A 14,022-nucleotide genomic window follows, 5' to 3' on the forward strand; every position below is an offset into this window, starting at 1 on the left:
TGGCGGTAGGCGATGTGGTGGGAGACGGCGGTCTGGACTGCCTGAGCCGCCACCTGCGCCAGCTGAAGAAGCTGAAAAACATCCACTTCACCGTGGTCAACGGGGAGAACGCCTCCGGTGTGGGCATTCTGCCCCGGCAGGCCCGGGAGATTTTTGACGCCGGGGCCGATGTGGTCACCCTGGGCAACCACACCTGGAACCGCATCCAGATCGCCGACTTTCTGGAGGACGACCGCTGTACCCTCCGCCCCGCCAACTACACCAACCGGGTACCCGGTCGGGGCTGGGGGGTATACGACGGACCGTCCGGCCTGCGGGTGGGGGTAATCAACCTGATTGGCCGGTGCGAGATGGACAGCAACTTTGAAAACCCCTTTACCACCGCCGACCGGATTTTGAAACGGATGGAGGGGGTGGACGTGGTGGTGGTGGACTTTCACGCCGAGGCCACCAGCGAGAAGGGGGCCATGGGCTGGTATCTGGACGGCCGGGTGCAGGCCCTGTGGGGGACCCATACCCACGTTCCCACCGCCGACACCCAGATTCTGCCCAGAGGGACGGGATTTGTCACCGACCTGGGCATGACCGGCCCGGCCCGCAGCGTGCTGGGCATCCGGCCGGAGCAGGCCATCAACCGCTTTCTGGGCGGGCTGCCCCGGCGGTTTGAGCCTGCCGACGGACCCTGCAAGCTGGAGAGTGTGGTCTTCTCCATTGATACCGAAGCCCGCCGCTGTGTGGATGTGGAGCGGCTGGACCTCCACGACTGAAAGGAACGCAAGCGATGCTGAAATTCATTCACGGGGCGGATTTTCACCTGGACGCCCCCTTTGCCGCCCTCACTCCGGAGCAGGCCCGGCAGCGGCGGAGTGAGCAGCGGCAGCTGCTGGAGCGGCTGGCCGACCTGACGCAGAGCGAGGGGGCGGAGCTGGTGCTGCTGTCCGGGGACCTGCTGGACGGAGGGGAAACCTATCAGGAGACGGTGGAGGCCCTCTCCCGTACCCTGGGCCAGATGAAGGTGCCGGTGTTTATTGCCCCCGGAAACCACGACCCCTATGCCCCCCGGTCGGTGTACGCCGGTACGGCGTGGCCGGACAATGTACACATTTTCTCCACCGTACAGCCCCAGGCCGTGGAGCTGCCGGAGCTGGGCTGCGTGGTCCACGGGGCGGCTTTCACCACCCCTCAGGCTGACCGCTCCCCCCTCCTGGGCTTTTCCGCTCCCCGGGACGGACGCCTCCATCTGATGGTCCTCCACGGGGACGTGGCGGGTCAGGGACGGTACGGCCCCATTGATCCGGCGGACATCGCCGCCAGCGGCCTGACCTATCTGGCCCTGGGCCACGTCCACACCTGCTCCGGTCTGCAAAAGGCAGGGGACACCTTCTGGGCCTACCCCGGCTGTCCGGAGGGCCGGGGCTTTGACGAGACGGGGGAGAAGGGCGTGCTGGTGGTTACGGCGGCGGACAGGCAGACCCTGTCCGCCCGCCTGGCCCCCCTCTCCCGGCGGCAGTACCGCCTGGTGGAGGTGGATGTCACCGGAATGGACAGCGCCGAGGAGGCCCTCTGCGCCGTACTGCCCGCCGCCCCCACCGGAGACTGCTGCCGGATTGTGCTCACCGGCCAGCGGAGCTTTGATTCCCCCGACCTCACCGCGCTCACCGCCCTGGCGCAGCCCTGCTATTTCAGCGTGGCCCTCCGGGACCGCACCCGTCCCATCCGGGACCTGTGGGACCGGGCGGGGGAGGACAGTCTCACCGGACTGGTGCTGCGGCAGCTAAAGGGAGCGGAGGGCTTGGAGGAGCGAGACCTGGCTGCCCGGTTTGCCCTGGCGGCCCTGGAACACGGGGAGGACCCTTGCCCATGAAAATCAAGCGTATGCGTGCCGTCTTTGGGGGCCTGGACCGCCAGGAACTCACCCTGAAAGAGGGCCTGAACATCATCACCGCCCCCAACGAGGGGGGCAAGTCCACCTGGTCGGCTTTTCTGCGGGCCATGTTTTACGGCATTAACACCAAAGAACGGGACAGGCAGAACTACATTGCGGAAAAAAACCGCTATCAGCCCTGGAGCGGTTCACCCATGGAGGGCGTGCTGGACCTGGAATGGAAAGGCCGGGCCATCACCCTCCGCCGGGGTCCCAGGGGGAACAGCCCCTTCGGCGCCTTTGAAGCGGTGTATACCGATACCGGGGAGCCGGTGGCCGGCCTCACCGCCGACGCGGCGGGGGAGAGCCTGCTGGGGGTCCCCCGGGAGGTATTTGAGCGCTCCGCCTTTGTGAGCCAGGGGGGTGCGGCCATTGACGGCGCCCCCGCCCTGGAGGCCCGCATCGCAGCCCTGGCCTCCAGTGGGGAGGAGGACGTGTCCTATTCCCAGGTGGAGCGAGTGCTGCGGGACTGGCGCAACCGCCGCCAGCACAACAAAACCGGCCTTATCCCCCGGCTGGAGGGGGAGCTGGCGGAGGTGGAGGGGATTTTGGCCCGGCAGGCCAAGGCTTTCCGCCTGTCCCAGGAGGTCCGGCGGGAGCTGGACAGGCTCCAGGCTGAGCACAAGCTGCTGCTGGCCGAGCGGCAGGCCCACCTGGCCCGGGCCATGGCGGCCCGGCGGCGGCGCTGGGAGGAGGGCCAGGCGGCCCTGGCCCAGGCCCGGGAGCAGGTGGATGCTCTTGCCGCCGAGCGGGATCGCTACGGGGCGCCGCCCGACGCGGATACCCTGCGGAAGGCCCAGGAGGAGCTGAATTACCTCAATACCCTCCACGCCAACCAAAAGCTGGCCGAGAGCCAGCTGGAGGAGGCCAGGGCGGCGGAGGCGGCGGCCAACGCCGCCGCTGTTGATGCCCTCTTCCCCGGCCTGACCCCGGACGAGGCCTGGCGGCAGGCCAGCGCCGACGCCGAGCGGGCCGGACAGACCGTCCGCACCGGCGGCCTGACGGGGGGCGGCATTGCCGCCCTGGTGCTGGCCGCCGCCTCTCTGGCGCTGGCCTTAGCCGGGGCGCTGCCCGCCCCCTGGATGGGAGGCGCGGCCTGCGGCGTGCTGGCCGGGGTAAGCGTGGGCCTGCTTGTGGCGGCGGCGCTGTGGAAGAAGCGGGCGGCTTCCGCCGGAGCGCAGGTACTGGAACGCTATGAGGTACAGACGCCCCAGGATATCCTGGCCCGGGCCAACGACTATCGGGAGCGGTGTGTGGTGGCGGCCGAGGCCGCCCGCCGCCGGGAGGCGGTGGAGCGCTCCCTGAAAGAGCTTACCGCCCAGGACCAGGAGACAAGGGCCAGCCTGCTGGCGCTGGTCCACACCTTTGCCCCCACGGTGAAGGATACCTTCGGTGTGTCCGCCGCCATCTCCCGGGCGCTGAATCTGGACCAGCGGCTGGCCACCGCCCGGGTGAAGCTGGAGGGCGCCCAGGCCCTGGCGGACGGCCTGCCCCGGCCCGAGGAGGGCCTGGAGGACAACGGGGTACCCCCCCGGTTTGATCCGGCGGAAACCGCCGCCCGGCTGGAGGCGGCGGAAGGAGAGCTGTCCCGGCTGCGCAGCGGCCTGGCCATGGCTCAAGGTGAGCGGAACACTTTGGGGGACCGGGAGGAGTTGACCGCCCGGCGGGAGGCCATTTTGGAGGAGCTGGACCGCCGGCGGCGAGAGTATGCCGCCCTCACTGCCGCTCTGGAGACCCTGGAGCAGGCTCATTCCGGCCTCCAGGCCCGGTTTTCCCCCGCCTTGAACCGGCGGGCGGGGGAGCTGCTGGCCCGCCTCACCGGCGGCAAGTACGACAAGGTAGCCCTCACCCGGGAGTTTGAGGCCCTGGCGGAGGAGCGCGACGGGCTGCTGCCCCGGCGGGCGCTGGTGCTCTCCCGGGGTACCGCCGACCAGCTCTACCTGGCGGTGCGCCTGGCGGTGTGCGAGCTGGTGCTGCCCCAGGAGGAACCCTGCCCCATTGTGCTGGATGACGCACTGGCCAATTTTGACGACGAGCGGATGGCCCTGGCCCTGGAGACCCTGGCGGAGCTGGGAAAGCAGCGGCAGATCCTGCTGTTCACCTGCCACAGCCGGGAGGCGGCCTGGCAGAGGGGTGTGGAGCGATGAGAGAGGAGAAACAGGAGGACTTGTCCTGGTCTCTGAAAAGAGAGCTCTACTTCTGGCTGGGGACAGCGGCGGCGGTGCTGACTGCCCTGATTTTGATATTCACCTTCCTGGGGCGAATCATTGTGGTGGACGGTATCTCCATGCTCCCCACCCTGGAGGGGGGCAATTTACTGTTGCTCCAGAGTGTGGGGTATACCCCCAGACAGGGTGACATTGTGGTGCTTACCAAGGAATTTGAGGATGCCGATGGTCCCATCGTCAAGCGGGTCATTGCCACCGGAGGCCAGCGTGTGGTCATCGATTACGCCGCCGGCACGGTCACCGTGGACGGTGAAGTGCTGGACGAGCCCTATATCAACGAGGCCATGGTGCGTCCCATGGGTGAGAGCCTTACCGATGTGGAGGTGCCGGAGGGTTCCATCTTCGTCATGGGGGATAACCGCAACTACTCCTCCGACAGCCGGAATGTGACCCTGGGTGCGGTGGACGAGCGCTATCTGCTGGGGAAAGCGGTGTGGGTGCTGTTTCCCCTTCGAAATTTTGGCCCGGCGGGGTGAGATATCCTTCCCTTGCAATCGGGAGCGGGCCGCGCTATAATGGGGCTATTCGTAAATGGAGCTGATTCAAGGTGAGATTGGATAAACATGAGCAATTGGAGCAGAAGGAAGCGCTGTCCAGCGGCGACTCTATGAAGGTGGACCTCTACTTCTGGCTCCAGGCGCTGGTGCTGGCCCTGGTGCTGCTGATTCTGGTGTTTACTTTCATTGGGCGGATCATCGGCGTGTCGGGCAGCTCCATGGTTCCCACCCTCCACGATGGGGACATGCTGCTGCTCCAGAGCATCGGCTATACCCCCAAACAGGGGGATGTGGTGGTGCTTACCAAGGAGTTTGATGCCGCCGAGGGTCCCATTGTCAAGCGGGTGATCGCCGTGGGCGGCCAGCACGTGAAGATTGACTACGCCGCCGGTACGGTCACCGTGGACGGTGAGGTGCTGGACGAGCCCTATATCAACGAGGCCATGGTGCGTCCCATGGGCGAGAGCCTCACCGACGTGGAGGTGCCGGAGGGTTCCATCTTCGTCATGGGGGACAACCGCAACCACTCCTCCGACAGCCGGGATGTGACCCTGGGTACGGTGGATGAGCGGTATGTGCTGGGCCGGGCGGTCTGGGTGCTGTTGCCCTTCCAGAACTTCGGCGCTGTTGTCCACGGAGCGGCGGCATGACGGCGGGGCTGCCCAAACTGGTGGTGGTACTGGGTACCACCGCCTGCGGCAAGAGCGGCCTGGGAGTGGAGCTGGCCAGGAGATATAACGGCGAGGTGATCTCCGCCGACTCCCGGCAGGTGTACAAGGGTCTGGATTTGGGGACCGGCAAGGTGACGGAGGCGGAGATGAGAGGTGTCCCCCACCACCTGCTGGATGTGGTGGAGCCGGGACAGCCCTACTCGGTGGCCGACTTTCAAATGGCGGCCTACGCCGCCATCGACGATGTGTTGGAGCGGGGCAAGATCCCCATCCTGGTGGGGGGTACCGGGCTGTACGTCCGGGCAGTGACCCGGGGCTTTGTCTTTTCCGGCAGCAAGCCAGACCCCGCCCTGCGGGAGACGCTGGAGAGAAAGAGCAACGCCGAGCTGTACGCCGTTTTACGGGAGAAAACCGGCGTTACCCTCACCGGCGGGGAGGAGAACAACCGCCACCGGCTTATGCGCTCGGTGGAAAAGGCCCTGTCCGGCAGCTGGGAAGTCCCCTCGGCCTGCCCCCGATACGATTGCCTGTTGCTGGGGGTGAATTTTCCCCGGGAGGTGGTGTGCCGGCGCATTGACGACCGCCTCCAGGCCCGCATCGACGCCGGGATGCTGGAGGAGGTGGCGAACCTCCGCTCTGCCGGCGTCAGCGACGAATTTCTGGACCGGCTGGGGCTGGAGTACCGCTACATCCTCTGGTACCTCACCGGGAAGATTCCCACCCTGGAGGGACTGAAGGATGAATTGGGCCGGGCCATCAAGCGTTTTGCCAAGCGGCAGGTGGTATGGTTCAAAAAGGACAGGGACGTGCTGTGGCTGGATATGGAGGGGGATTTTCTCACCCAGGCCGCGGACGCGGTGGAGCAATTTCTGCAAGCATAGCAAAGGGGCGGCCCGGCGGGCCGCCCCTTTGCTGCTTATGGCGCCTGTATCTCCTGCATGGAATGCCAGGAGGCATCCTCCTTGCTCTGCTGGGCCGCCAGGGCGTCCTCATATACCCCCTGGCAGATGGGCTGTTCGTTCCAATAATAGTCGGTGTGGGTGGTGCCGTGGGCATCGGTGACGGTATCCATATAACTGATAGGTGCGGTGGCCCAGTCGTGGCAAACCGTACCCGAAGCGTCGGTTTCAGAGAAGAGCATCTGGCCAAAACCGTTGGAGCCGGCTCCGTAGGAATAGGAATAGGTGCCGTCTGCCTTTAAATCCATCAACTCCCGGCTGCCCAGGGCGTAACCGTAAACGGTTCCGTCGCTCCCCTGCCGCAGCACCAGATGGCCATAGTCGGTGCCGGCGTCCAGGGTCAGCAGAAGCACGGCCTCCAGTGTGCCGTCCTGCTCCAGGTCCACAACGGCGTAGGAGTCCGCCGCCAGCCGGTAGCCCTCCGGGGCGTTGACGTCCAGGAACCGGGACAGCGTGGTGGTGACGCCGCCGGTGGTGTCGTAAAGGGCGCCGTCCTCCGCCAGCACGCCGGCAATGCCGTCGGGCAGTTTGGGGCCGGACGGGACACTCTGCTGGGGTTCCGGCGCCCGGAAGGCCTCGTCCAGAGGATGTGCGGGGGTGAGCAGGGAAAAGTCGAAGCTGTCCGCCAGGTTTTTCATGTCCTGCTTGGTCACCCCCTGATTGGTGCCTCCCAATACGGTGACGAAGATAAAGCAGTCCCCCAGGTCGGCCAGCAGGAAGCCCCGGCCCGGTCCCAAATCCAGGGTGAGGTCCCAGCCCTCGTCGGTCTTGTAGTACCACTCCTCGTAGACGGACAGATCATCCACGGTAAAATAGGCGTCGTTGAGGGACCCCTTGACGCTGCGGCGGAACTGGTAATCCAGTCGGGTGCCGCTGTCAGGGATCAGGTATCCGTCATAGTGGAAGGTGCCGTCCTCCGCGATCATGCCTGAATAGGCGGTGCTGTCCCCCAGAAAATCTCCCAGCAGGGCGATCCAGTCATCCTGGGTTTCCACCACATGCTCCCAGATGTGTAGGATCAGGCCATACTTGGCGGCAATCTCCTCCAGCTTGTCCGCCATATCCTGGGTGTAGACCAGATAGCAGTGGTACTTGTCCAGAGCGGGTTCCGGATAATTGCCCACCACGCTTAAAATGGCACCATCCGGATCGTAGGTGGTCAGGAAATCGTTCCACTCTGCCAGAGCCTGGCTTTCAGGAGTGTACAGATAGCCGGACAGGCTGAGCGTGGCCCACTGGGCGGCCTGCCTGGGAGAGGAGGCTGGCTGTTCCTGGGGCAGCACCAGATCCCGCAGCCCCAACAGGTGGGCGGCTACCGCTCCGGCGGACAGGGCGGCCAGCAGGACGATGCCAGCCGCAAGCAGCCACAGGCGCCGGGCAGGCCGCCTCTTCCTGGGCTGTGCAAAGTCCTCCCAGCGGAGGTGGACGGAGCTGTGTACCTGGGAAAAGGTCTCCTGATAGAATGACCGGTTACTCATTCTGCCACACCTCCCCCAACTGCTCCTTCAGCTTGGCCCTGGCCCGGGACAGCCGGGTGGTTACCGCCGAGAACTCCAGGTCCAGCAGCTTCCCGATTTCCTGCACCGAAAGCTCTTCGTAGTAAAACAGCACCAGCACAATGCGGTAGATTTCCGGCAGGGCCATCACCGTCTGGTACAGGGCAGCCTGTTCCGGCTGCTGAAATACCGGCTGGGGCGGCAGCTCCTCCAGGGAGGTCCGCCGCTTTCTCCAGGGGCTGCGCAGCACGTCCCGGCAGTGGTTCACCGTCACCCGCAGCAGCCATCGCCGCAGATGTTCCTCCCCCTGGAAGGGCTTCTGGGCGGTGTACAGCTTGAGAAAGACCTCCTGCACCGCGTCGTCCGCGTCCTGGGGACTGGCCAGGGCGTGGAGCGCCACCCGGTACACCGTGTCCTGGTAGCGCTCCACCGCGGCGGTGAAGCTGGCTTTGTCCATGGGCGTCCCCCCTTTGTCTGAATGGCTTCACTTTAAATACGAACGGGACGCCGGATTTGTCACAGGAAAGGTCGAAAAAAGGAGACGAGACGCCGGGGCGTCCCATCTCCTCAGAATGTTGCAAAACCTTCCTCAAAGGAAGCCTCGCAGAGTTTCACCGCCTGCAAGCGACAAAATCAAATCAAAATCGGCCGTTTCCTGAAACGGTCCTATGCCGGGGCAGGCTCCTCCTCCGGGGCGGGAGCAGTCCGGGTGACGGTGGCCCACTCCACCCTCCGGTCGGTCAGTTCCTCCACCCGGATGTGCAGGCCGTATACCTCCACCTCCGGATGGCTGCCGTCCTCTGGGATCACGCTGAGCTGGGCGAACACCAGGCCTCCCAGGGTCTCGCTGTCCTCGTCCTCGGGGAACGCCACGTCCAGAGCCGCGCCGATCTCCTCCAGCTCGGCGGAACCGGCGATGCGCCACCGGCCGTTTCCCAGAGGAATGATCTCCTGATCCTCCTGGGGGTCAAACTCATCGTAGATGTTGCCCACGATCTCCTCCAGCAGGTCCTCCATAGTCACCAGCCCCGCGGTGCCGCCGTACTCGTCCACCACAATGGACAGGTGGATTTTTTTGCTTTGCATATCCCGAAACAGCGCGTCGGTGCGCACCGAATCCGGGACGAAGTAGGCCGGACGGAGCAGCTGGCGCAGGGGCTTCGGGGTCTGTTTTCTGGCGTTGAGCAGCCACTCTCTGGTGTTGAGAATGCCGATCACGTCGTCGGCGTCCTCCTCATACACCGGGAAGCGGGACAGGCCGGAGCGCTCGATGGTCTGTTCAATCTCCTCCGGAGGGTCGTCCACCCACAGCATCACCATGTCGGTGCGGTGAACCATCACATCGGCGGCGGTCATGTTGTTGAACTCGAAGATATTCTCGATCATTTCCTTCTCGTCGCTCTCGATGGCGCCCTTTTCCTCCCCGATGTCCACCAGCTTTCGGATGCCCGCCTCGGACACCGGGGTTCGGTCGGGGTGGGGGTCCAGGTGGAGCAGACGGAGCGTCAGGCCGCTGATACCCTCCAACAGGGCGGTGAGGGGGAGTAGCAGAACGGACAGGGCGGCCACCGGGCCGCAGGTGAGCCGGGCGGTTCCCTCCCTGCGGTGGAGGGAGATCCGCCGGGGGATAATGTAACCGAAGGCCAGGGCGATCAGGGCGACCGCCAAGGTGACGGCGGCGGCGGCCAGGACCCGGACCGCCCGGGCGGAGCCGCCCTCCAGCGCCCAGCAGGCCGCGGCCCACCGGCCCAGAGGCAGGCCGAAAGCCAGAGCGGCCCAGGCGGCGGAGAAAAAGCCGCACAGGGTGACACACAGCTGGATGGTGGTCCGGGTACGGATGGGATGAGCGGCCAGCCGGAGCAGCTGGGCGGCCTTGCGGTCGCCCTCTTCCGCCTGGCGGCGGAGCTGCTCCTCCTCCAGGGCGGGAATGGACAGCTCAGCGGCGGCGAAGAAGCCGGTCAGTGCGAAAAGTATGACCTGCAATCCAAGCGAAGGCCATAATGGGGGCTGCAAAGTAATTCCTCCTCTTATATTCCATGTAGCAAGCTTGACAGATACACAGTCAGTATAGCACAGCTGCAAAAAAAATCCATAACAATGAGGAAAAAAGTTCTCAACCATGTTATAATGGGGACTGTTGAAGCGTCTGCGCCGGGTCTGGGTCCGGCGGAGGAAAAGGGGGAGCGGGAATGAAGACAGTGCAGCAGCGCCTGCCGGCGGGGCTGCCCCGGGGGGAGCACGCCCTGACATTTGTAAAGTGGTTCGTGTTTGCCGGCATCTGCGGGGTGGTGTGCGGCGGCGTGGCCACGGCCTTTTACTACGCCTTTTCCGCCGTTACCGGTCTGCGCCGCGCCAATCCCTGGCTGCTCTGGCTGCTGCCTCTGGGGGGCGTGGCCATTGTGTGGCTGTACCGGGTGTGCGGGATGGAGGGGGACCGGGGTACCAACTTTGTGCTGGTGGCGGTGCGGGAGAACAAGCCCCTGCGGCTGCGCACCGCGCCGCTGGTGTTTCTCTCCACCATTATCACCCACCTGCTGGGCGGTTCCTCCGGCCGGGAGGGGGCCATCCTCCAGATCGGCGGTTCCATCTCCTCCAAAATCGGCCAGTGGATGCGCCTGGACGACAAGGACAGCCGGATTATTACCATGTGCGGCATGGCGGCGGCCTTCTCCGCCCTCTTCGGTACCCCTCTCACGGCGGCCATGTTTGCCATGGAGGTCACCAGTGTGGGGGTGCTCTATTACGCCGCCATTGTCCCCTGCGTCCTCTCCGCCATTGTAGGCCTGTGGATGGCCCAGGCCTTTCAGGTACCTGCCACCGCCTTTCCCCTGGAGGGCATTCCCAACCTCAGTCCGCTCACCCTCCTCCAGATCATCGGCATGGGCATTCTCTTTGCCCTGCTGTCCATCTGCTTCTGCCGGCTGATGCACGCCGCCCCTCACCTGTATGAGAAATTCCTGCCCAATCCCACCGCACGGGCGGCGGTGGGCGGCGGGCTGGTGATCGCCCTCACCTTCCTGGTGTGGCTGTGGAATCCGGGCAGCTATGACTACAACGGCGCGGGGGAGGCGGTGATCCACGCCGCGGTGAGCGGCCAGGCCCGGCCGGAGGCCTTCCTGTTCAAAATGCTCTTTACCACCATTACCCTGGGGGCAGGCTTCAAGGGGGGCGAGATCGTGCCGGTGTTTTTTACCGGCGCCACCTTCGGCTGCACCGTGGCCCCTCTGCTGGGACTCCACCCCTCCTTTGGGGCGGGCCTGGGAATGGTGAGCGTATTCTGCGGGGTGACCAACTGCCCCATCAGCTCCCTGCTGCTCTCCCTGGAGCTGTTCGCGGGAGACAGCCTGGGGCTGTTTACCGGCCAGAGTCTGTGCCTGTTCGCGGTGTGCCTGGCGGTATCTTACATGCTCTCCGGCTATTACGGACTGTACAGCGAACAAAAAATCATGTACAGTAAGTTGCGGCCGGAATTTATCAACATGAACGCCAACGACGAGGGCGACTGACCGCTGCGGCGCCCGGGCGGGAGTCAGGAGGAGACCAGATGCTGAGTTTTGACCATTTCAATTTTAACGTGTTGGACCTGGAGCGGTCCGTCGCCTTTTACAGGCAGGCGCTGGAGCTGGAGCCGGTGCGGGAGAAGACCGCCCCGGACGGGTCCTTCCGCCTGATTTTCCTGGGCGATGGGGAGACCGGCTTTCAACTGGAGCTGACCTGGCTGCGGGACCGGGAGGCGCCCTACGACCTGGGGGAGCAGGAGTATCACCTGGCCTTCCGCACCGACCGCTTCGCGGAACTGCTGGAGCGGCACCGGGCCATGGGCTGTGTCTGCTTTGAGAGTCCGGATATGGGGGTCTATTTTATCGAGGACCCGGACGGATACTGGATCGAGCTGGTTCCGGCGGAGAAGTGAAGGAGGCGTCCCTGTGCTATTTTCCAGCTCCGTATTCCTGTTTTTGTTTCTGCCCGGAGTGCTGATTGTCTATTATCTGCTGCTGCGGCCCTGGCGGCAGGCCCAGAATATCTTTCTGCTGCTGGCATCCCTGGTGTTTTATGCCTGGGGGGAGCCATGGTTTGTGCTGGTGATGATGCTCTCCATCGCGGTCAACTACGGCTTCGGCCTGTGGGTGGACCGGGACGGACGGCGCGGCGGCGCCCGCCTCCCCGTGGTGCTGGCGGTGCTGTTCAATCTTGGTATCCTGTTTGTATTTAAGTATCTTACCTTTACGCTAAGTATTTTAAACCGCTTGGGGGCCGCCTTTGTCATCCCCGGGATTGAACTGCCCATCGGCATCTCCTTCTTCACCTTCCAGGCCTTGAGCTACGTGCTGGACGTGAAGCGGGGCCGGGGTCAGGTGCAGCGCTCCCCCCTGAAGGTGGGGCTGTACATCTCCTTTTTCCCTCAGCTGATTGCCGGCCCCATTGTCAAGTACGAGACGGTGGCCGACCAGATCGACCACCGCCGGGAGACCTGGGAGGACTTCTCCGCCGGCTGCGCCCGATTTATTGTGGGCCTGGGGAAGAAAGTGCTGCTGTCCAACCAGCTGGCGCTGGTGGCCGACCGGGCCTTCCTGCTGGAGGGGGCGGATAAACTCACCACCTCCTTCGCCTGGCTGGGGGCGCTGTGCTATACCTTGCAGATCTATTATGACTTTTCCGGCTACTCCGACATGGCCATCGGCCTGGGCAAGCTGTTCGGCTTTCATTTCCTGGAGAACTTCCAGTATCCCTATCTCTCCCAGTCGGTGACCGAGTTCTGGCGGCGGTGGCACATTTCCCTGTCCACCTGGTTTCGGGACTATGTGTACTTCCCCCTGGGGGGCAGCCGGGTGTCCTCCCGGGGAAAGCATATTCGCAACCTGTTTGTGGTATGGCTTCTCACCGGCATCTGGCACGGGGCCAACTGGACCTTTTTGGCCTGGGGACTGTTCTACTTTGTGCTGCTGGTACTGGAAAAGTACGGCCACTTGGGCCGGGGCTGGCCGGAGGTGTGCCGGTGGCTGTTCACCTTCCTGATGGTCAATTTCGCCTGGGTGGTATTCCGGGCGGACGGCCTGGGGGCGGCGGCGGGCTACCTGGGGGCCATGCTGGGCCGGGGCGCCGGACTGTGGAGCGGGGAGACCGGCCTGTTCCTCCGGGAGAACTGGATGGTGCTGCTGGCGGGGGCGGTATTTGCCGTGCCGGTGGCGCCCTGGCTGCGGGACCGGGCGGCCAAGTGGAAAAGCCCGGTGCTGGACGTAGGCTATGCCCTTTTGGCGGCGGCGGTGTTCCTGGTGTCGGCCAGCTTCATCATCAAGGGGACCTACAATCCCTTTATCTACTTCAATTTCTGACGGGAGACAGCTATGAGACGACGCAATACCATCACCGCCCTTCTCTTTTTGCTGCTGACGGCGGGCGGCCTGCTGCTGGTGCTCACCTCCTTTTTAGGTGGAGAAGGAGAGCTGGAGGGCCTGCTCAAGTCCGCGATGCGGAGCCGGGACCCGTCGATGGTGCTGGAGGAGGCGGAAACGGCGGTAAACGGCGATCTGGACCGGGACCACCTGTTTATCCAGCTCTACGGGGGGGTACAGCGCCTCTCCGGCCGGCGTGTGATTCAGGACATGGTGGCGGGCAACACGGTGGCCAAGCTCTCCACCGGGGCGCTGAACTTTGTCAATTTGGGTACGGCGGAGGAACCGGGTGCGGAGGTGGAGGTCCGGGCGAAAGCCACGGCGGATTTCGCCGCCGCCCTGAAGAGCCAGGGGATTCCCTATCTCTATGTGGCTGCCCCCCAGAAGATTCAGCGGGGTGTGCAGCTGCTTCCCCAGGGGCTGGAGGAGAGCGGAAACGCCTGCTGCGACGCCTACCTGGCCGGGCTGGACCGGCTGGGAGTGGACTACCTGGACCTGCGCCCGGTGTTTGAAGGCAACGGGATCTACTCCAATTGGTTTTTCAATACCGACCACCACTGGAAGCCGGAGGCGGCCTTTTTTGCCTGGCAGTATCTGGCGGGACAGATGGATCTGCGTTACGGACTGGAGACTCCATCCGCCCTCACCAACCCCAACAACTGGGATACCCAGGTGCTGGAGGACTTTTTCCTGGGCAGCCAGGGCAAGCGGGTGGGCAGCCTGTACGCCGGAGTGGACGACTTCACCATTTTTACCCCCAAATTTGAAACCGACCTGACCTACACCAACAGCGACGGCAGTTTTACCCGCTCCGGACCCTTCAGCCAGTCGGTGTGCTTTCCCGAGCGGGTGGC

The 14,022-nt window shown here is 64.5% G+C and carries 13 protein-coding genes; 10 read left to right on the forward strand and 3 right to left on the reverse strand.

Annotation, left to right across the window (positions count from 1 at the left end):
• The 6 genes from Q0J74_RS07195 to miaA form a co-directional block, all read left to right on the forward strand.
• Positions 1-767, forward strand: a 767-nt coding sequence (locus tag Q0J74_RS07195; protein ID WP_297212723.1) for a TIGR00282 family metallophosphoesterase, incomplete at its 5' end; no start/stop codon positions are given.
• Positions 768-781: 14 nt separating this feature from the next.
• Positions 782-1,864 (forward strand): metallophosphoesterase family protein, encoded by a 1,083-nt coding sequence (locus Q0J74_RS07200; RefSeq protein WP_297212726.1) that lies wholly within the window; start codon positions 782-784, stop codon positions 1,862-1,864.
• The gene (locus tag Q0J74_RS07205; protein WP_297212728.1) at positions 1,861-4,071 is read left to right on the forward strand and encodes an ATP-binding protein; all 2,211 of its coding nucleotides are present in this window, start codon (positions 1,861-1,863) and stop codon (positions 4,069-4,071) included. Before Q0J74_RS07200 ends, Q0J74_RS07205 begins: the two co-directional genes overlap by 4 nt.
• Positions 4,068-4,628: a signal peptidase I gene (gene lepB / locus Q0J74_RS07210; RefSeq protein WP_297212730.1), complete on the forward strand. Its 561-nt coding sequence runs from the start codon at positions 4,068-4,070 to the stop codon at positions 4,626-4,628. Before Q0J74_RS07205 ends, lepB (Q0J74_RS07210) begins: the two co-directional genes overlap by 4 nt.
• Before the next feature lie 131 nt (positions 4,629-4,759).
• Positions 4,760-5,299 carry a signal peptidase I gene (gene lepB, locus Q0J74_RS07215; protein WP_297212750.1) on the forward strand — a complete coding sequence of 180 codons (540 nt, stop codon included), beginning with the start codon at positions 4,760-4,762 and terminating at the stop codon, positions 5,297-5,299.
• Positions 5,296-6,201 (forward strand): tRNA (adenosine(37)-N6)-dimethylallyltransferase MiaA, encoded by a 906-nt coding sequence (gene miaA, locus Q0J74_RS07220; protein WP_297212732.1) that lies wholly within the window; start codon positions 5,296-5,298, stop codon positions 6,199-6,201. Before lepB (Q0J74_RS07215) ends, miaA begins: the two co-directional genes overlap by 4 nt.
• Before the next feature lie 35 nt (positions 6,202-6,236).
• Here miaA and Q0J74_RS07225 read toward each other — a convergent pair whose 3' ends face one another.
• The 3 genes from Q0J74_RS07225 to Q0J74_RS07235 all read right to left on the reverse strand — a co-directional run bounded on the left by Q0J74_RS07225 (position 6,237) and on the right by Q0J74_RS07235 (position 9,788).
• On the reverse strand, positions 6,237-7,757 hold the full coding sequence (locus tag Q0J74_RS07225; RefSeq protein WP_297212734.1) for a hypothetical protein: 1,521 nt from the start codon (positions 7,755-7,757) through the stop codon (positions 6,237-6,239).
• Positions 7,750-8,232 (reverse strand): RNA polymerase sigma factor, encoded by a 483-nt coding sequence (locus Q0J74_RS07230; RefSeq protein WP_297212736.1) that lies wholly within the window; start codon positions 8,230-8,232, stop codon positions 7,750-7,752. The genes Q0J74_RS07225 and Q0J74_RS07230 overlap by 8 nt, the downstream gene beginning before the upstream one ends.
• A gap of 209 nt (positions 8,233-8,441) precedes the next feature.
• Positions 8,442-9,788: a hemolysin family protein gene (locus Q0J74_RS07235; protein WP_297212739.1), complete on the reverse strand. Its 1,347-nt coding sequence runs from the start codon at positions 9,786-9,788 to the stop codon at positions 8,442-8,444.
• 176 nt (positions 9,789-9,964) lie between these two features.
• Between Q0J74_RS07235 and Q0J74_RS07240 the strand changes: the two genes are divergently transcribed.
• The 4 genes from Q0J74_RS07240 to Q0J74_RS07255 all read left to right on the forward strand — a co-directional run.
• Positions 9,965-11,281, forward strand: coding sequence for a chloride channel protein (locus Q0J74_RS07240; protein ID WP_297212741.1), 1,317 nt, complete (start codon positions 9,965-9,967; stop codon positions 11,279-11,281).
• Between the two features lie 38 nt (positions 11,282-11,319).
• Positions 11,320-11,688, forward strand: coding sequence for a VOC family protein (locus Q0J74_RS07245; RefSeq protein WP_297212744.1), 369 nt, complete (start codon positions 11,320-11,322; stop codon positions 11,686-11,688).
• 13 nt (positions 11,689-11,701) lie between these two features.
• The gene (locus tag Q0J74_RS07250; protein ID WP_297212746.1) at positions 11,702-13,108 is read left to right on the forward strand and encodes an MBOAT family O-acyltransferase; all 1,407 of its coding nucleotides are present in this window, start codon (positions 11,702-11,704) and stop codon (positions 13,106-13,108) included.
• A gap of 12 nt (positions 13,109-13,120) precedes the next feature.
• Positions 13,121-14,022, forward strand: a 902-nt coding sequence (locus Q0J74_RS07255; protein ID WP_297212748.1) for an alginate O-acetyltransferase AlgX-related protein, incomplete at its 3' end; no start/stop codon positions are given.

Origin of the sequence: uncultured Flavonifractor sp. (assembly GCF_944387675.1) — a bacterium.
GTDB lineage: Bacteria > Bacillota > Clostridia > Oscillospirales > Oscillospiraceae > Flavonifractor.

Bases quoted from the DNA above. Each gene is read 5' to 3' on its own strand.
- Q0J74_RS07200 (WP_297212726.1), top strand. From the start codon at position 782: ATGCTGAAATTCATTCACGGGGCGGATTTTCACCTGGACGCCCCCTTT.
- Q0J74_RS07205 (WP_297212728.1), top strand. From the start codon at position 1,861: ATGAAAATCAAGCGTATGCGTGCCGTCTTTGGGGGCCTGGACCGCCAG.
- lepB (WP_297212730.1), top strand. From the start codon at position 4,068: ATGAGAGAGGAGAAACAGGAGGACTTGTCCTGGTCTCTGAAAAGAGAG.
- lepB (WP_297212750.1), top strand. From the start codon at position 4,760: ATGAAGGTGGACCTCTACTTCTGGCTCCAGGCGCTGGTGCTGGCCCTG.
- miaA (WP_297212732.1), top strand. From the start codon at position 5,296: ATGACGGCGGGGCTGCCCAAACTGGTGGTGGTACTGGGTACCACCGCC.
- Q0J74_RS07225 (WP_297212734.1), bottom strand. From the start codon at position 7,757: ATGAGTAACCGGTCATTCTATCAGGAGACCTTTTCCCAGGTACACAGC.
- Q0J74_RS07230 (WP_297212736.1), bottom strand. From the start codon at position 8,232: ATGGACAAAGCCAGCTTCACCGCCGCGGTGGAGCGCTACCAGGACACG.
- Q0J74_RS07240 (WP_297212741.1), top strand. From the start codon at position 9,965: ATGAAGACAGTGCAGCAGCGCCTGCCGGCGGGGCTGCCCCGGGGGGAG.
- Q0J74_RS07245 (WP_297212744.1), top strand. From the start codon at position 11,320: ATGCTGAGTTTTGACCATTTCAATTTTAACGTGTTGGACCTGGAGCGG.